Origin of the sequence: Brevundimonas naejangsanensis (assembly GCF_003627995.1) — a bacterium.
GTDB lineage: Bacteria > Pseudomonadota > Alphaproteobacteria > Caulobacterales > Caulobacteraceae > Brevundimonas > Brevundimonas naejangsanensis_B.
The window spans coordinates 453,838-471,400 of record NZ_CP032707.1 but is presented as its reverse complement, the minus strand read 5'-3'; the positions used below and the strand labels follow the sequence as shown (position 1 = coordinate 471,400).

Annotated in this window: 15 protein-coding genes and 1 riboswitch; of the genes, 10 read left to right on the top strand and 5 right to left on the bottom strand. The window is 69.7% G+C overall.

What is annotated here, in order from left to right; all coding sequences use genetic code 11:
• Window positions 1-35 precede the first annotated feature (35 nt).
• From D8I30_RS02165 to D8I30_RS02150, 4 genes are all read left to right on the top strand, one after another.
• Window positions 36-692: a hypothetical protein gene (locus tag D8I30_RS02165; protein ID WP_121481281.1), complete on the top strand. Its 657-nt coding sequence runs from the start codon at window positions 36-38 to the stop codon at window positions 690-692.
• Between the two features lie 1,108 nt (window positions 693-1,800).
• A complete protein-coding gene (locus D8I30_RS02160; RefSeq protein WP_121481280.1) occupies window positions 1,801-2,757 on the top strand; it encodes a glycosyltransferase family 9 protein in 957 nt (318 codons plus the stop codon).
• A 103-nt stretch (window positions 2,758-2,860) separates the two neighbouring features.
• Window positions 2,861-4,198 (top strand): dihydroorotase, encoded by a 1,338-nt coding sequence (locus D8I30_RS02155; protein ID WP_121483346.1) that lies wholly within the window; start codon window positions 2,861-2,863, stop codon window positions 4,196-4,198.
• Window positions 4,195-4,929, top strand: coding sequence for a prephenate dehydrogenase (locus D8I30_RS02150; protein WP_121481279.1), 735 nt, complete (start codon window positions 4,195-4,197; stop codon window positions 4,927-4,929). Before D8I30_RS02155 ends, D8I30_RS02150 begins: the two co-directional genes overlap by 4 nt.
• A 31-nt stretch (window positions 4,930-4,960) precedes the next feature.
• Here the strand turns inward: D8I30_RS02150 and D8I30_RS02145 are convergent, their stop codons facing one another.
• From D8I30_RS02145 to D8I30_RS02135, 3 genes are read right to left on the bottom strand one after another with little or no spacing between them, the layout of a single operon-like run.
• A complete protein-coding gene (locus tag D8I30_RS02145; protein WP_121481278.1) occupies window positions 4,961-5,875 on the bottom strand; it encodes an alpha/beta hydrolase in 915 nt (304 codons plus the stop codon).
• Between the two features lie 28 nt (window positions 5,876-5,903).
• A complete protein-coding gene (locus D8I30_RS02140; protein ID WP_121481277.1) occupies window positions 5,904-6,578 on the bottom strand; it encodes an SdpI family protein in 675 nt (224 codons plus the stop codon).
• Window positions 6,575-6,865: a metalloregulator ArsR/SmtB family transcription factor gene (locus D8I30_RS02135; RefSeq protein ID WP_121481276.1), complete on the bottom strand. Its 291-nt coding sequence runs from the start codon at window positions 6,863-6,865 to the stop codon at window positions 6,575-6,577. Before D8I30_RS02135 ends, D8I30_RS02140 begins: the two co-directional genes overlap by 4 nt.
• Window positions 6,866-7,135: 270 nt before the next feature.
• Here D8I30_RS02135 and D8I30_RS02130 point away from each other — a divergent pair, with 270 nt between their 5' ends.
• The 5 genes from D8I30_RS02130 to D8I30_RS02110 all read left to right on the top strand — a co-directional run bounded on the left by D8I30_RS02130 (window position 7,136) and on the right by D8I30_RS02110 (window position 12,732).
• On the top strand, window positions 7,136-7,894 hold the full coding sequence (locus D8I30_RS02130) for a 3-oxoacyl-ACP reductase (protein WP_121481275.1): 759 nt from the start codon (window positions 7,136-7,138) through the stop codon (window positions 7,892-7,894).
• 39 nt (window positions 7,895-7,933) lie between these two features.
• The gene (locus D8I30_RS02125; protein ID WP_121481274.1) at window positions 7,934-8,683 is read left to right on the top strand and encodes an SDR family NAD(P)-dependent oxidoreductase; all 750 of its coding nucleotides are present in this window, start codon (window positions 7,934-7,936) and stop codon (window positions 8,681-8,683) included.
• A gap of 53 nt (window positions 8,684-8,736) precedes the next feature.
• Window positions 8,737-9,747, top strand: a complete 1,011-nt coding sequence (dusA, locus tag D8I30_RS02120; RefSeq protein WP_121481273.1) for a tRNA dihydrouridine(20/20a) synthase DusA — start codon at window positions 8,737-8,739, stop codon at window positions 9,745-9,747.
• Between the two features lie 243 nt (window positions 9,748-9,990).
• Window positions 9,991-10,812 (top strand): sulfite exporter TauE/SafE family protein, encoded by an 822-nt coding sequence (locus D8I30_RS02115; protein ID WP_121481272.1) that lies wholly within the window; start codon window positions 9,991-9,993, stop codon window positions 10,810-10,812.
• Between the two features lie 129 nt (window positions 10,813-10,941).
• Window positions 10,942-12,732 carry a methyl-accepting chemotaxis protein gene (locus D8I30_RS02110; protein ID WP_240387290.1) on the top strand — a complete coding sequence of 597 codons (1,791 nt, stop codon included), beginning with the start codon at window positions 10,942-10,944 and terminating at the stop codon, window positions 12,730-12,732.
• 206 nt (window positions 12,733-12,938) lie between these two features.
• Here D8I30_RS02110 and metB read toward each other — a convergent pair whose 3' ends face one another.
• Window positions 12,939-14,117 (bottom strand): cystathionine gamma-synthase, encoded by a 1,179-nt coding sequence (metB, locus tag D8I30_RS02105; protein ID WP_121481270.1) that lies wholly within the window; start codon window positions 14,115-14,117, stop codon window positions 12,939-12,941.
• A complete protein-coding gene (gene metX / locus D8I30_RS02100) occupies window positions 14,114-15,193 on the bottom strand; it encodes a homoserine O-succinyltransferase MetX (RefSeq protein ID WP_121481269.1) in 1,080 nt (359 codons plus the stop codon). Before metX ends, metB begins: the two co-directional genes overlap by 4 nt.
• A gap of 84 nt (window positions 15,194-15,277) precedes the next feature.
• A riboswitch (SAM riboswitch) is annotated at window positions 15,278-15,391 on the bottom strand.
• 436 nt (window positions 15,392-15,827) lie between these two features.
• Between metX and D8I30_RS02095 the strand changes: the two genes are divergently transcribed.
• A complete protein-coding gene (locus D8I30_RS02095; protein WP_121481268.1) occupies window positions 15,828-17,561 on the top strand; it encodes a homoserine dehydrogenase in 1,734 nt (577 codons plus the stop codon).
• The last annotated feature ends 2 nt before the right edge of the window (window positions 17,562-17,563 follow it).

The following is a 17,563-nucleotide window of genomic DNA, read 5'->3' as shown; positions in this document are numbered from 1 at the left end:
AGCAACTAAGCTGTCCCCAAAATGGGGAGAGGCAAATGTTGGGACGCTCGCTTCGAAAACTCATCTCGGCCGTCTTGATGATGGTCGGCGCCCTCTTGGTCAGCGGCCTCGTTGATATGACGCCGATGATCGGCTCTCCGCAGATCGACTACCCTGGCTTCAATCCCTATCTGCCGTTCTGGCCTCAACTTGCGCTTAACTGGGTCGCTATCGGAGGCGGGGCCACCTTGCTGGTTGCTCTTGGCATGCTCGCATGGAGTGACGAGCCAGTTCCTACTTTGAGTCTTGCCCGAACGGCAGTGGTGCCCGTCTCGTGGTTTGCAGTTATCAGTGGGTTGAAACTGGCTGGCTTTCTGGCGTGGGGCACTATGGGCCCGCTGAATGTTCAGCAACCGATCTTTCGCTTTGCGCTTACGAACGGTCTGATTTCCGCCGCTCTAATCACGCTGGCGTGGTTGGCCGCCAGGCGGGCAATTCAAAGCGCCAAAAATATCGGGCCATGGCTTCGGGGCGCTTGGATGCTTGTGGGCACAAGCGCGACGTTCTCCCTTGCCATTCTAGCGTTAGCACTTGGAACCGGACTGCCATTGCAGCCGCTGGCTGCTGACTGGTGGCCCTTAATCGCGATTATCGGTCCGGCCGCTGGGCTGCTCGCTTTCTTCACTTGGCGTAGCAACACGCCGATCCCGTAGGAACGTCCGCAACGGGTCGGGAAGCGAAGTTCGCTTGAGGATGGGAGGCGGACGTTGATCGCTGTAAGCGCTCAGAATCTGAAGAGGCAGACTTAAATGCGCTGGTATTACCCTCTCTTCGCCTGTGCGGCTGCTCTTCTCCTTGTAGGCGTCGCTCTCGCGCAGTTTTTCTGGCCGCTGCTTCTTCTCGGCCCGCTCTTCTGGATGGTGATGGGGAACTCGCTTCGGTGCCCCCGCTGTCGAAAGCACATCATGGACACAGGGAAGGGCTACGTCGCACCTTGGTTGCGGACACCTGAAAACTGCGTGGGGTGCGGACGCCGGAAAGACGACATTTGGCCTTTCCAATGGTCACTTCGCCCGGAATCGGACCCTCGCAAGAGCCGCTAAGGGTCGAGAACGGTCTTGGACATGGGCGCCGAAAACGGACCTTGGCCTCCAGGCCGGAGAGCCGTCGCCGTCGATGTCAGCGATGGGTGGGAAGCGGGCATTTGTAGCTCGAAGCGTCACTGGGCTAAAGTTACTCCATGAACAATGTCCGCCCGACGAACTCTGCTGTTCTCATCGCATTCATGTTTGTAGCGTTGGGCTGCTCGGCGCAGCCGAAAATTGGTCCGATGCTAGATGACGGACGCATGGCTTTTGACATTGATATTCCATCGGACTGCGCGATGGCGACAGATGGGGTCAAGCTAGATTTTCAAACCTTCAGTGTGACTTGTGGCGGTGTCCAATACGCTGGTCTGTATGTGGGCAACTTCGCAAATAGGTCGATACCGCGGAGCCGACTCCTCGCCGCACCATACGATTGGCCAAGTGAGGTCCAGGTCTGGAGCCTGGAAGTGCCCAATGATCAGCCTCGCGCAGACAGAATCTCTGCGTCCGTGCGCCTGCGGAAGACCGATTGAAGGTCGACTACGGGTCGTAAGCGGTCATCGCCGAGCCGTCTGCCGGCCGTCATCGCGGACGGCCCAGCGGCCGTCGTGTAGCTTAGGATTGAGCTCGGATCCCGCAGGCGGCCGCATGGCCTCGGGATGGCGGCGAGGGCGGGATCGGCCTTCATCGCATCTACGCTGAATTGCGTAGAGAATCCCGCTAGGCTCCCGCCATGCACGGTCGTTTCCCGATCCTCTACATCGCCGAGGCGGACGCCGAGGAGGCGGTCCTGTCGTCGGGGGCGCTGGCCCAGCTGGTCGAGGCCATACCGCAGGCGACCTTCACCGTCGTCGGCTCGCCCGCCAGCGCGCCGCTGTTCGCGGACCTGCCGCGCCTGCAACGGCTGATCACCCTGGACCGCGACGGGCGCTGGGACTGGATCGCCCTGTGGAACCAGGTGCGCGAGACCCACTGGGGCCTGGTGGTCGACATGCGCGGCTCGACCCTGTCGGGCAAGCTGCGGCGTCAGCGCCGGGCGGTGAAGGGCAAGGTTCTGCCGGGCGTGCACCTGGTCGAACAGGCGGCGCGGACGCTGCAACTGGACGAGATTCCGGCGCCGAAACTGTTCATCGGCCGCGATGCGCAGGAAGCCGCCGACGCCCTGATCCCACCGGGCGACGGGCCGATCCTGGCGATCGGGCCGGGCGCCGACTGGATCGGCAAGCGCTGGCCCGCCGACCGCTACGCCAAGGTCGCCATCTCCCTGCTGGGCGAAGGCGGGCCGCTGGCCGGGGGGCGTCTGATGATCGTCGGCGAGGAGGCGGACCGCGACGCGGCCAAGACCGTCCGCTCGGCGGTCAAGCGCGAGCGGGTGATCGAGCTGCAGGGCCGGCTGACGCGGCTGCAGACGGCGGCGGCCCTGTCGCGCGCCGACCTCTACCTGGGCGGCGACTCCCTGTGGACCCAGCTTGCCGTGGCGGCGGGCGTGCCGGCGGTGGCGGTCTTCGGCCCTTCGGACGAGACGCTGAAGCGTCCCTGGACCGGCGTCGCCGTGCGCGGCCCGCGCAGCCTGCAGGAGTTCCAGGAACTGGACCCGCGCCTGAACCAGCATATCCAGCACATGATGGACCTGCCCTATGAGCGGGTGCTGAAGGCGGCGAAGAAGCTGCTGGCGGAACGGGGAGCCTGAGGCTCCCTTACCCCTCGATGGGGGAAGGGCTCTGACCTCGTCCGCTTGCGTCCCCGAGCGTCCAGCGCGCATAAGCGCCGGGACCTCAGGAGAGATGCGCGCGATGACCCAGACCTATGACCTGATCGTTCGGGGCGGCGAGGTGGCCAACCACGCCGGACGCGGCCGGGCCGACGTGGGGGTCATCGACGGCCGCATCGCCTTCATCGGCGACCTGAGCCAGGCCTCGGCCGGAGAAGTATTCGACGCTGCCGGCCTGACCGTCCTGCCCGGCGTCATCGACACCCAGGTCCACTTCCGCGAGCCGGGTCTGGAGTGGAAGGAAGACCTCGAGACCGGCAGCCGCGCGGCCGCCCTGGGCGGGGTCGTCGCCGTGTTCGAGATGCCGAACACCAACCCCAACACCACCGACCCCGACACCATGGCCGACAAGCTGGTGCGGGCGAAGGACCGGATGTGGACCGACCACGCCTTCTACGTCGGCGGCACGCATGAAAACGCTGAGGATCTGGCCGATCTCGAGCGGCTGCCGGGCTGCTGCGGGGTCAAGGTCTTCATGGGCGCCTCGACCGGCGACCTGCTGATCGCCGACGACGAGGGGGTGAGGAAGGTCCTGTCGAACGTGCGCCGCCGCGCCACCTTCCACTCCGAGGACGAATACCGTCTGGTCGAGCGCCGCAGCCTGGCCCGCACCGGCGACTGGACCAGCCACCCCGAAGTCCGCGACGCCGAGAGCGCCATCATGTCCACCCGCCGCCTGGTGGGCCTCGCCAAGGAGACCGGCGCGCGCATCCACGTCCTGCACGTCACGACCAAGGATGAGATGGAGTTCCTGCGCTTCCACAAGGATGTCGCCACCGTCGAGATCACGCCGCAGCACCTGACCCTTGTCGCGCCGGAAGCCTATGAACGTCTTGGCGCCTACGCCCAGATGAACCCGCCGATCCGGTCGCAGGAGCACGTCGACGCCCTGTGGCTGTGGGGCATGCAACAGGGGGTGGCTGACGTGCTGGGCTCTGACCACGCGCCGCACACCAAGGAAGAGAAGGCCAAGCCCTATCCGGCCTCGCCGTCGGGGATGCCGGGGGTGCAGACCCTGGTGCCGCTGATGCTGACGCACGTCGCCAATGGGCGGCTGTCGCTGGAGCGCTTCATCGACCTGACCTCGGGCGGGGCGCAGCGGGTGTTCGGCACCGCCAACAAGGGACGGATGGCCGTCAGCTATGACGCCGACCTGACCATCGTCGACCTGAAGGCCAAGAAGACCATCACCCACGATCAGCAGGCCACGCGCTGCGGCTGGACCCCCTTCGACGGCTTCGAGGCGACCGGCTGGCCGGTGGCCACCATCGTGCGCGGTCGCGTGGTGATGAAGGACGGCGAACTGATCGGCCAGGCCCACGGCCAGCCGGTGCGGTTCCAGGAGACGCTGGCGGGGTGAGCCAGTCCCGGCCCCAACTCGGCCTGATCGGCTTCGGCGCCTTCGGGCGGCTGACGGCGAAGCATCTGTCGCCATGGTTCGACATCCTCGCCCACGACCCAGCGGCAAGCGACGGCGAGGGGCGGGCGCGGCTGACGACGCTGGAAGAGGCGGCGGCCTGTCCGATGGTGGTGCTGGCCGTGCCGGTCGGCGTGCTGGCCGAGACGGTGGCGGCCATCGCGCCGCACGTGACGCCCGGCGCCCTGATCCTCGACGTCGGGTCGGTGAAGGTGAAGCCGGCCAAGGTCATGCTGGACGGCCTGCCCGAGGGCGTCGACATCGTCGGCACCCATCCCCTGTTCGGCCCCCAGAGCGGCAAGGACGGCATCGCGGGCCTGCGCATCGCCGTCTGCCCGGTGCGCGGCGACAAGGCGGCGTGGCGCGTCGCCGCCTTCTGCCGCAAGGCCCTGGGGCTGAAGGTCTTCGTCGTCACGCCCGAGGATCACGACCGCGAGGCGGCGACGGTGCAGGGCCTGACCCATCTGATCGCCAAGGTCCTGCTGGCGATGGAGCCCTTGCCGACGCGCATGACCACGACCAGTTTCGAGCGCGTCATGCAGGGCGTCGACATGGTGCGCCACGACAGCGCGGCGGTCTTCCGCGCCATCGAACACGACAACCCCTTCGCCGCCGAAGTCCGCCGCCGCTTCTTCGATCTGGCCGAACAGGCGCGGGCGGAGTTGGACGACTGATTTTCCTTCTCCCTCAAGGGGAGAGGGGCGATTACTTCAGGATGAAGTCCGCCACGGCGGGCGCGACCTCGGCGCCCAGGGGAAGGGCGGCGTCGCCATAGGTCGCCAGGTTGGCGGCGCGGTCCAGCGGCGCCGGGCGCAGGACGTGGTTCAGCCCGTCGAAGATCGCCACCTCGGCCTTGGGCTGAGCCTTGGCCAGGCGCTCCGTATTGGACGGCGGCACCTGGATGTCGGCGGCGCCGTGGCCCAGCAGGACCGGGCGGTCGTAGTCGGCGATCAGGGCCTCGGGGTCCACGACGAGGTAGGAGATCAGATAGGGCTGGACCGAGGGGCGGAACAGGGCGGCCAGGGCGGGCGGCGGGTTCGCGACGGTGCGCCCCGCCTCCAGTTCGTCCAGGACGGCGAAGGCCTCGGGCTTCATGGCCTCGGGCAGGCCGGCGCCCAGCTGGCGGCGGATCAGCGCGCCCGCCCGCTCTCCGACCGGCGACAGCAGCACCAGGCCGCAGACCTTGGGATTGTCGGCCGCCGCGGCCTGGCCGATCAGGGCGCCTTCGCTGTGGCCGATCAGCCAGACGCACGGACGGCCGGTCCGCTCCGCCGTCAGCCGGGCCCAGGCGCGGGCGTCGTCGATCAGGGCGTCGAAGGTCAGCTTGGCCTCGTCCGTGGCGGCGGCGGCGCTGGCCGCGATGCCGCGCTTGTCATAGCGGACGGTGGCCACGCCGCGCTCGGCCAGGCTCTCGGCCAACTGGCGATAGACGCCGCCGGTCACGCCGACGGGGCTGTTCCCGTCCCGGTCTGTCGGGCCGGATCCGGCGATGATGACGGCGGCCGCGCGCGTCTCGCCCTCGGGCGTCAGCAGGGTTCCGTGCAGGGGCGCTGGGCTGGAGGCCAGTTCGACGGGCGTCGAGACCGGCGAGAGCAGCAGGGCGGCGGCGAGGGTCAGCATGCTTGTCTCCGTCGTGAGGTTTTCAAGGTCAGAAGGGCTGGCGCTCGGGGTCGGCGCGCCACACGCGCCAGCTTTCGAACACCGACCAGGCGGCGGCGATCAGGACGCCGATCGTGAGGGCGATCAGGCCCGTCGGTTGGGCCGCGAACGGGCTGGCGATCAGGCCGAGCGCGCCCAGCCAGAACATCAGCCGCCCGGCCAGGCGGTTGGAGCGGTCCCACGCCAGGCGCGACTTGTAGGCCCAGGGCGTCTTCACCCCGATGAAGGGGTTGGGGCCGACGCGACCCAGGACCGCCCCCGCGACCAGCAGGATGAAGGCGAGGAAGGCCATGGCCCCGCCCGGATGCGCCGCGCCGGTCAGGGCGGCGGGACTCAGGCTGGACCAGGCGACGAAGGCGGCGGTCGCTCCCATGATGATGATCGACAGCCACTGACCGCGCCGCAGGCCCTTCTGGCGGATCGGATCGGCGGCGGCGTCGGCCTGGCGTCCGGTCATCCAGGCGACCAGCAGGTTCAACCCCGCCAGCCCCGCGAGAGCCGCCGCCAGCTCATGGCGGTCGCCGTAGCGGTCGGCCTGGCCCGAGGCGTCGAAATGCAAGGGAATGGGCGCGGCGGGGCCGTAGATCGCCACCCACGCCGCCGCCGTGAGGATCAATAGGGAGACGATCCCGGCGGCCGTGTCGGCCAGGGTGAGACGGTTCATCGGGGCTCCTCCGTGTCGGCTTGGTCTGCGCCTGTTCCGGTCAGGTCCATCAGGAAGGCCAGGGCCTCCTCCACCGCCGAGATCTCCAGTCGATAGCGGATCGACTGGCCCTCACGTTCGGTGCTGACCAGTTCGGCCTCCTTCAGGGCGTTGAGGTGGCCGGTGACGGTGGGCCAGCTCATGTCGAAGGCGGCGGCGATCTCGCCCGAGGACAGCGGCCCGGACCGCAGCATGGCGATGATGCGGCGCCGAACTGGATGCGACAGGGCTTTGAACAGGCTGTTCATAGGCAGAAAGCTAATTAGGTAAGACGCTAAATGCAACCCATGTTCGTTAACTCTCGCCGCTCCTCCCGGCGAAGGCCGGGATCCAGATTGTATGGCTGGCCGCCGCCAGGCGACGCTCCACGACGCCTCTTGGCAGCAGCGAGCCCGGCGCTTGTGCATCTGGATTCCGGCCTTCGCCGGGATGAGCGGGCTAGGAAAGACCTGCTCAGGGATGACGCGGGGGAGGGCGCGGCCTATGGCTGGGCGTCATTGTTCAGAGTGAGGGCCAAAATGGACATCCGCGATCAGATCGTTCTCATCACCGGCGGCGCGCGCGGCGTGGGCGCGGCGGCGGCGCGGGCTTTCGCCGGGCAGGGCGCGCGGGTGGTCATCAACTGGCGCAGCAGCGGCCAGCAGGCCGAGGCGCTGGCGGCCGAACTGGGCGATCGCGCGATCGCGATCCAGGCCGACGTGACCGACCGCGCGGCGGTCGACGCCATGGTCGCCAAGGGGGTCGACCATTTCGGCGCTCCGGTCAGCACCGTGGTCAACAACGCCCTGGACTACAGCTTCAACGGCGACGCCCGCGCCCAGATGGCCGACATTCCCTGGGCGGACATGGAGCGCCAGTTCGCGACCGTGATCCGCGGCGCGCTGAACGTCATCCAGGCCACGGCGCCGGGCATGAGCGCGCAAGGCTTCGGCCGGGTGGTCAACATCGGCACCAACCTGTTCCAGAATCCGGTCGTGCCCTATCACGACTACACCGCCGCCAAGGCCGCCCTGCTGAGCCTGACGCGGACGGCGGCGGGCGACCTCGGCCCCTCGGGCATCACGGTCAACATGGTCTCGGGCGGGCTGTTGCGCACCACGGACGCCAGCGCGGCGACGCCGGAGGCGGTGTTCGACCTGATCGCCGGCATGACGCCGTTGCGTTCGGTGACGACGCCGCAGGAGTTCGCCGACGCCGTCCTCTTCTTCGCCTCGCCGTGGAGCCGGGCGGTGACGGGGCAGAATCTGGTGGTCGACGGCGGGCTGGTGCGGGATTAAGCCAGCGACAACAGTAAAGCCTCAGCCAGGACGGACATCATGAGCGGCGTCATTCTGATCACCGGAGCCACCTCGGGCATCGGCCGGGCGGCGGCGCGCCGCTTTGCCGGCGCGGGCTGGAAGGTGATCGCCACCGGCCGCCGCCAGGCGCGCCTGGACGAACTGGTCGCCGAGCTGGGGGCGGATCGGGTTCACGCCGCCCCCTTCGACATGCGCGACGAGGCCGCCATCGACGCCGCCCTGGACGCCCTGCCGGAAGGCTTCCGCGACATCGACGTGCTGATCAACAACGCCGGGCTGGCGCTGGGCACGGCGACGGCGCAGGAGGCCGACCTGGATCAGTGGCGGCAGATGATCGACACCAACATCACCGGCCTGGTGACCATCACGCGTCGTCTGCTGCCGCGCCTGATCGCGCGCAAGGGGGCGATCCTGAACATCAGTTCGGTGGCCGCGACCTATCCCTACAAGGGCGGCAACGCCTATGGCGGGACCAAGGCCTTCGTGCGCCAGTTCTCGCTGGGGCTGCGGTCGGACCTGCACGGGACGGGAGTGCGCGTCACCTCCATCGAGCCGGGCATGGCCGAGACGGAGTTCACCCTGGTCCGCACCGGCGGCGACCAGGCGGCGTCGGACGCCCTCTACGGCGGGGCGGCGCCCATGACCGGCGAGGACATCGCCGAGACCCTGTTCTGGGTCGCGACCCTGCCGCCGCACCTGAACATCAACGCCCTGGAGCTGATGCCGGTCAGCCAGTCCTTCGCGGGCTTCCAGGTGGCGCGGGGCTGACCCCAGCGGGGGCCGGTCGCCATTCCGGCCCATTGTCAGTATAGGGGCGGCCCATGAGCCAGCATCCGCCGCACCGGTTTTCCGTCGCCCCCATGATGGACTGGACCGACCGCAATTGTCGGGCGTTTCATCGTGCGCTGAGCGCGCGCGCCCTGCTCTATACGGAGATGGTCACGGCCCCGGCGGTGATCCACGGCGACCGCGACCGGCTGCTGGGCTTCGACGCGGTGGAGCATCCCGTGGCCCTGCAGCTGGGCGGCTCGGACCCGGCCCAGCTGGCGGAGGCGGCCAGGATCGGCGAGGCCTACGGCTATGGCGAGATCAACCTGAACGTCGGCTGCCCCTCGGACCGGGTGCAGTCGGGCAAGTTCGGCGCCTGCCTGATGCGCGAGCCGGAGCTGGTGGCCGACTGCATGGCGGCCATCAAGGAGGCGGTCCGCGTCCCCGCCACCGTCAAATGCCGTATCGGCGTCGACGATCAGGACCCGCAGGAAAGCCTGTTCGCCACGGTCGATGCCTCGGCGGCGGTGGGCATCACCCACTTCATCGTCCATGCGCGCAAGGCCTGGCTGAAGGGGCTGTCGCCCAAGGAGAACCGCGACGTGCCGCCGCTGGACTATGATCTGGTGCGGCGTCTGAAGCGCGAGCGGCCGCACCTGACCATCTGCATCAACGGCGGCATCGGCGACCTGGACCAGGCCGAGGCGCATCTGAAGGCCGACGACGGCGTGCAGTTGGACGGCGTCATGCTGGGCCGCGCCGCCTATCACGAGCCGGCGCTGATGGGGCAGGTGGACCGCCGCCTCTTCGGCGAGGCTGTTGAGGACGTGGACGTGTTCGAGGCGCTGGAGCGCTATCGCCCCTATATGGCCGCACGGCTGGACGAGGGCGCCAATCTGGCCAGCATGACCCGGCACATGTTGGGGCTGATGCACGGCCGCGCCGGGGCGCGCGCCTTCCGCCGCATCCTGACCGTCGAGGGCGTCAAGCCGGGCGCGGGCCTGGAAGTGGTCGACCGCGCCGTCGAGGCCGTGCGCGAGGCCGAGGCGCGCAAGGCGGCCTGAGTTCTTCTCCTCCCCACGCAGTGGGGAGGTGGATCGGCGGCGCAGCCGACGAGACGGAGGGGCCGCTTGGTTCCGCCGTCCTTGCCCCTGCACCGCTCCGCGGCCCCCCTCCCCATTTCATGGGGAGGAAAGGCGTCGCAAAAACCGTCATCCCGGCCGCAGCGAAGCGGAGAGCCGGTCCCGGATAAGGGCTGAGCCCTTTCCGGGATGACGCTGGCGGGTTGTGCCGCTAAGCCATGGCTCATGACCCTGCCCCTGTCCGAACTCGTGCTCATGCTCGCCGCCCTGGCCGGGGCGGGGGCGATCGCGGGCGTGATCGGCGGCCTGTTCGGAGTCGGCGGCGGCACGGTGCTGGTGCCCGCCCTCTTCTACGCCTTCTCGGTGCTGGGCGTGGGCGGCGAGAGCAATTTGCACGTCGCCATCGGCACCTCCCTGCTGACCATCGTCGCCACTTCGCTGCGGTCGCTGGCGACGCACCGGGCGCACGGGGCGGTGGACGAGCAGGTGTTGAAGACCTGGACGCCCTGGGTGGCGTTCGGCGGCCTGGTCGGGGCGGCGATCGCGGGGGTGGTCTCCATGGAGGGCCTCGCCGTCGTCTACGGCGTCTGCCTGCTGCTGGTCGCCCTGCAGATGGGGCTGATGCCCGAGCGCTATACCCTGCGCAAGGATTTGCCGACCGGCTGGGGACGGCGCGGCGTCGGCACGATGATCGGCCTGCTGTCGGCCATGATGGGCGTCGGCGGCGGCAGTTTCGGCGGCATGACCATGACCCTGTGCGGACGGCCGATCCATCAGGCGGTGGCGACGGCCTCGGGCTTCGGCCTGGCCATCGGGGCGACGGCGGCCCTGGGCTTCGCGGCCTTCGGCTGGGACGCGCCGGGGAGGCCGCCGCTGTCGCTGGGCTATGTCAACGTGCCGGCGGCGGTGATCATGGGGCTGCTGACGGCGTTGACGGCTCCCTATGGGGCGCGGCTGGCGCACCGGCTGGACCGGCGTCTTCTGCGCCGGGCCTTTGCCGCTTATCTGCTGCTGACGGCTCTGTCGGTGGTGCTGAAGGCGCTGTGAGCGCGACTACGTAGATGCCCCCACGCGGGCGCTAACACTTGGCGAACCCCCTCGCGGCTAGTCAGAAATTCTGACCTCCTGCCGAGTTGCCTGACCATGCTGCAAAATCTTTCTGTTCCCAAGAAGCTGATGGCGTCCTTCGCCGCCGTGATCGGCGCGTGCGGCTTGGCGACGCTTGTCGTCCTTTGGGCCGTCGCGGCTCTGCAGCGCGCCGACGCGGCCGACGCGGCCTCGAACGCGATCTTCAAGACGACCGACCTGATCCAGACCGCGTCGGTCGAGCAGCAGAACGGCCTGCGCGGCTTCGTCGCAACCCGCGACGAGGAGTTCCTGGCCCACTATCAGGAGGCCACGGCGCGCTACACCGCCCGTCTGGCCGATCTGGCGGCGGTCGATGCGACGGGCGCCTATCGGGCCGAACAGGATGCGCTGAAGGTCGGGGGCGACGCCTTCCGCCAGAGCGCCGAAAAGGAGATCGCCCTGGCGCGCGATCCGGCGACCCACGCCCAGGCGCTGGCGAACCTCAAGGCCTCGGCGCGCCTTTTCGACATCCGCGCGAGCGTCGCCGCCATCCAGGAAAAGGAATCGGTCGTCGCGGCCCAGCGTGAAAGGGCCAAGGCCGCGGCCTTCACCCAGGCCTATGTCGCCTTCGGCATCGGCGGCTTCCTGGCCCTGATCATCGCCGTGGGCGCCGCCCTGTGGCTGATCGGCGCCCTCAGCCGCCCGGTCGAGGCCATGACTCGCGCCATGACGCGCCTGGCCGGCGGCGATCTGAACGTCGTCGTCCCGGCCGTCGGGCGTCGTGACGAGATCGGCCGCATGGCCGGCGCCGTGCTGACCTTCAAGCAGAACGCCGAGGAGAAGGTGCGTCTGGAGGCCGAGACGGAGGCCGCCCGGCTGGCCGCCGAGCAGGAACGCCAGGAGCAGGCCGCGCGCAGCGCCGAGACCGCCCGCCAGCAGGCCCGTGTGGTCGAGGGGGTGGCTCGCGGGCTGGAGCGGCTGTCGCACGGCCAGCTGGCCTTCCGCCTGACCGAGTCCTTTCCGCCCGCCTATGAGGCGCTGCGCATCGACTTCAACGCGGCGATGGACAAGCTGCAGGGCGTGATGCGGATCATCGTCGAACGCGCGGGCGCCATCGGCTCCAGCGCGCGGGAGATCAGCCATGCGTCGGATGATCTGTCGCGCCGCACCGAGCAGCAGGCGGCCAGCCTGGAAGAAACGGCCGCCGCCCTGGAGCAGATCACCGCCACCGTGGCCCGTTCGGCCGAGGGCGCGGTCGAGGCCGGCGGCGTGGTCCGCGGGGCTCGGTCCGAGGCGGTCGAGGGGCAGGCCGTGGTGGGCCGCGCCATCGCCGCCATGGGCGAGATCGAGCGTTCGTCCTCCGAGATCGGCGCCATCATCGGCGTGATCGACGAGATCGCCTTCCAGACCAACCTTCTGGCCCTGAATGCCGGCGTCGAGGCGGCGCGCGCGGGCGACGCCGGTCGCGGCTTCGCCGTCGTCGCTTCGGAAGTGCGGGCCCTGGCCCAGCGCTCGGCCGAAGCGGCCAAGGAGATCAAGACCCTGATCACCGCCTCGGGCCGCCAGGTCGGCGAGGGCGTCGCCCTGGTCGGCGACACGGGCCATGCGCTGGAGCGCATCGCCGACCAGATCCAGCGCCTGACCGTCATCGCCGAAGAGATCGCCGCCTCCTCGAAGGAACAGGCCAGCGGCCTGCAGCAGGTCAACATCGCCGTCACCCAGATGGATCAGGTCACGCAGCAGAATGCGGCCATGGTCGAGCAGTCGACCGCCGCCAGCCACGCCCTGGCCGCCGACGCGGTCGAGCTGGACCGCATGATGGGACAGTTCGCCCTGGACGACACGCGCGACCTGGACGCGCGCGGCCGGATGGAGGCCCTGGCGCGGGCCGTGGCGTAAGCGCCAAATTCTCCCTCCCCGTCCCGGGGAGGGTGGCTGAGGCCGTCAGGCCGACCCGGAGGGCGGCGCGGAGCAGCCAAGCCGGGTGGGGGCGGCAGGGCTATTCAAGCGCCGAGCCCAGGATCGCCTGGCCCTCCCCACCCGGTCTCCGCTTCGCTGCGACCACCCTCCCCGGGACGGGGAGGGAGAGGCGCGCACTTCGCCGATTACGCCGCCGCCTTCAGCGTCACCGCGTCCAGCGCCTGCACCAGGTCGGCCAGGATGTCGTCCTGATGCTCCAGTCCGACCGACAGGCGCAGCAGGCCGTCTGTGATGCCCGCCGTCACGCGGGCCTCGGGCGTCATGGCCGCGTGGGTCATGGTGGCCGGGTGGGCGATCAGGCTTTCGACGCCGCCCAGGGATTCCGCCAGGGTGAAGACGTCCAGCTGCTCGATGACGGCGCAGACGGCCTCGGTCCCGCCGGTCAGCTCGAAGCTGAGCATGGCGCCCGGCCCTGACTGCTGACGCGTCGCCAGGGCGTGGCCGGGATGGGACGCCAGGCCCGGATAGTGAACCGCCTTCACCGCCGGATGCTGCTCCAGCGCCGCCGCGACCAGGCCGGCCGTGGCCTGCTGGCGCTCGATGCGGGTGAACAGGGTGCGCAGGCCTCGCAGGGTCTGATAGGCGTCGAACGGCGAGCCGGTGACGCCCAGGCAGTTGGCCCACCAGGCCAACTGTTCATGATCGGCCGGATCGGCCGCGATCACGGCGCCGCCGACCACGTCGGAATGGCCGTTGATGTATTTGGTGGTCGAGTGGACGACGATGTCGGCGCCCAGCTCCAGCGGGCGCTGCAGGGCGGGCGACAGGAAGGTGTTGTCGCACACCACCTTGGCCCCGACGGCGTGGGCGCGGCGACAGACGTCGGCCACGTCGACCACGCGCAGCAGCGGGTTGGACGGGGTCTCGATCAGCACCAGCCTGGCGCCGTCGGCCAGGGCGGCGTCCAGTGCCGGGCCGTCGTTCTGATCGACGAAGGCGACGCGGAAATGGCCTTTCTTCGCCCGGGCGGTCAGCAGGCGGTGGGTGCCGCCGTAGCAGTCGTGCGGGGCGATCAGCAGGTCGCCCGGCTCCAGCAGGCTCAGCGGCAGGTCGACCGCCGCCATGCCGGTGGCGGTGACCACGCAACCGGCGCCGCCTTCCAGCTCGGCCAGGGTCTCGGCCAGGACGTCGCGGGTCGGATTGCCCGAGCGCGAATAGTCGTATTTGCGCGGCTGGCCGAAGGCGGCGAAGGAATAGTTGGACGACAGATAAAGGGCCGGCATGACCGCGCCGTGGGCCGTGTCCGTATCGACGCCCGAGCGGGCGGCGATGGTGCGGGGATCGGCGGGACGGGCGCGGCTCATTGGTCGATGTCCTTCAGTACGGAAGTCAGAATGTCGCCGACCAGCGCGTCTTCCTTCAGGAAGGCGTCGTGGCCGTAGACGGAAGCGTGCTGTTCGAAGCGCCAGAGGTTGGGCAGGCGGTCGGCCAGCTCTCGCATGTCGTCGATGGGGCACAGGCGGTCGGTGGTGAAGCCGACCAGGGTGACGGGGGCGCTGATCGCCTCGGGCTCGACCCGGTGGCGGTCGATGGAGTCCGACAGGGTCAGCCAGCGCGAGGGGGTGGTGCGGTCGCGATAGGCTCGGCCGCGCGACGTCAGATAGTCGCAGACGGGATAGGCCTGGCCGGCATGGCTGGGGGCCTCGGAATCGAAGCGGTCGCCGAACTCCTCCTGGGTGCGATAGGTGGTCATGGCCAGTTCGCGCGCCAGGCCGATCGCCTGATCCACCCGGCCGGTCTCGAGGCCCAGTTGCAGGATGCGGCGCTGGATGCCACGCCAGGCCGTGGCCAGCGGGTGAGGGCGGTGGGCGGCGGACACCACCACCAGCTGCTCGGCCCAGTCGGGAAAGAGCTCGCCGAAGGCCAGGGCGATCATGCCGCCGTAGGAGCAGCCGATGAAGGCGGCGACCTTCTCGACGCCCAGGTGATCCAGCAGCAGGGCCAGGAGGCGCGCCTGATCCTGGGTGGTGATGGTCAGCGGCGCTTTGGGCTCGGTGACGCCGTCGCCAAATTCCGGCGCGAAATCAAAGGCCAGGACGCGGAACCGGGTCAGGTCGATGGGGGCGCGCACGCCCACGGCGCCGGACCACCAGCCCAGGCCCTTGGTCTCGGTGCGGTGGACGTAGCGGTCGGCGGAAATCCCGCCCGCGACCACGATCAGGGGGGCGTTCGCCTTGCCGTGCAGGCGGCCGACGACCTGTTTCTGGGTCAGGGTTCCGCCGAAATCCAGCTCGAAACCGTCCGGAATCGGAACCACGACGTCGTGGGCGCCGTCGCGTTGCAGCAGTTCGGACGGACGGCGCGCAGCCCTGGTCGCAGGCGCGGCGGCCTGACAGGAAGGCTCTTCGGGTGCGTCGATGGAAATCAGGGCCAGGGTCATGGGTCTCAACAATCACGCGCGGTTCCGGCTCACCCCGAAACCCATGCAGTGACAGACCCGTGGCGCGTCGCCTCGTCGACGCTCCACTCATCTCTCGCGGCCCGAAAGGGCCCCGCAGGAGTTGGCACCGTTTCGGGCGGAACCCGATGGTTGCCCCGGCGTCAAAGGGCCTAATCCCTCAGCCGGTCTTGATGAGTGAGCTTACGGTGCGGTTGCGAAGAGCGCCGGTCAAGCGAAAAATTTCACCCCGTTTCGCTGAGGTGACCGCCAAATGTCGGCGAAAACGGCCATGCAAAGCGTTGCTGTGAAAAATTCTTTCTGACGGGGGTTGACGCAGCGCGGCGCCGTGTCCCACCCTTGGGGCACGATTTTTCAACCGGACGCCGCCTGTGCTTCACCGCCTCGCCAGCATGCAGATGACCGCGCTCGCCGCCTCGGCGACGGGTCTCTTCGCGTCCATGATTACCACCACCGGTACCACCACCATGCCCTTGCGGGCGGGGACCGGATGATGCGCGCCGTCTAGGCGAGACACGCAAGAACCGATCACCCCGCCCGGACCCCCGGGCGGGGTTTTTTCTTGGCCCGAACCCAACCTTCCTCTCCCCGACACCCAGCCTTCAGGAACTGCTCCATGTCCGCCTCTCTCGCCCTCGTCGCCGATCAGTCGAAACCCGTTGCGGCCGCCCCCGCCGCCGATGTCGTGGTGCTGAAGTTCGGCTCCTCGGTCCTGCGCGACGCCGCCCAGGCGCCCGCCGTCGCCAGCGAGATCTACGGCCACGTCCGCGCCGGGCGTAAGGTGGTGGCGGTGGTCTCGGCCCTGGCCGGCCAGACGGACCAACTGCTGGCCGAGGCCCGCGGCCTGGGCCTGGATCACGAGAACGAACTGCTGCCCGCCTATGTCGTCCTGGGCGAGGAGAAGGCCGCCGCCCTGGTCGCCGTCGCCTGCGACCGGGTGGGGCTGGACGCCGTCGGCCTGTCGGTGCGCGAACTGGGCATCGTGGCGGAAGGCCCGAGCCAGCACGCCCGCCCGGTCGGGCTGAAGGGCGAGCGCCTGCATCAGGCCCTGGCCGAGCATGAGGTTGTCGTGGTGCCGGGCTTCGGCGCGGTGCGCGGCAACGGCCGCGTGGCCCTGCTGGGCCGGGGCGGGTCGGACCTGACGGCGGTGGTCCTGGCCGCCGAGCTGGGCTTGAAGCGGGTGCGCCTGGTCAAGGACGTGGACGGCCTCTACGACCGCGACCCGGCCTCCAGCGCGGGCACGCCGCAACGCTATCGCCGCGCCTGCTGGGACACGGCCCGCCAGGTCGGCGGCGCCCTGGTCCAGCACGACGCCATCGACCTGGCCCAGGCGCGCGGCGTCGAGATCGAGGTGGCCGCCCTGGGCCGCGCCGAGGGCACGGTGGTGGGCGAGCGCGGCGCCCCTCCCGGCCCGGTCCAGGTCCCGGCGCCGCTGAAGGTGGCCGTGGCCGGCTGCGGCGTGGTGGGCGGGGGCCTGCTCAGCCGCCTGCTGCCCGATAGCCGCTTCGAGGTGGTCGCCGTCCTGGTGCGCGATCCTAAGAAGAAACGTGACGTCGCCGCCCCGGCCGACCTGTTCACCAACGACGTCGACGCCGTGCTGGCCAAGAAGCCGGACCTGCTGCTGGAGGCCCTGTCCGAGGGCGAGGCGGGCCACGCCCTGATCCGCCGCGCGCTCGAGGCCGGCTGCGACGTGGTCAGCGCCAACAAGCAGGCCGTGGCCCGCGATCCCAAGGGGCTTCAGGCCCTGGCTGACGCCAACGGTTGCCGCGTCGCCTGGTCGGCCTCGGTCGGCGGCGGCTCGCCGATGATCGAGACGCTGCGCGCCGCCCGCGCCGCCGGTCCGGTGGCCGGTTTCGAGGCGGTGCTGAACGGCACGGTCAACTTCATGCTCGAGCGCCTGGGCGCCGGGGCGACCTTCGGCGACGCCCTGGCCGACGCCCGCGCCGCGGGCTTCGCCGAGGAGGACCCGTCCTCGGACCTGGAAGGCTTCGACGCCGCCGCCAAGGTCAAGCTGCTGTCCTTCGAGGCCTTCGGCCGCTCGCCCGACGACCTGCCGCGCGACGTCCTGGCCGCCGAGACGCCCCTGGGCGAGGCGCCGGTGCGCCAGATCGGCGCCTGCTTCGACCGCGACGGCGGGCTGGACGCCTCGGTGCGCCTTGACGGCGAACTGGAAGACGCGCTCTTCCTCTCCCTGAACGGAGAGCGCAACGCCTTGAAGGTCTATGGTCAGGACGGCCGGGTGTGGACGTGCAAGGGGCGCGGCGCCGGGCGCTGGGCCACGACCGAGAGCGTCCTGGCCGACGTGGCCGACGTCATGCGCGCCCGACGCGCCGCCGCGGAGCTTGTCTAGTC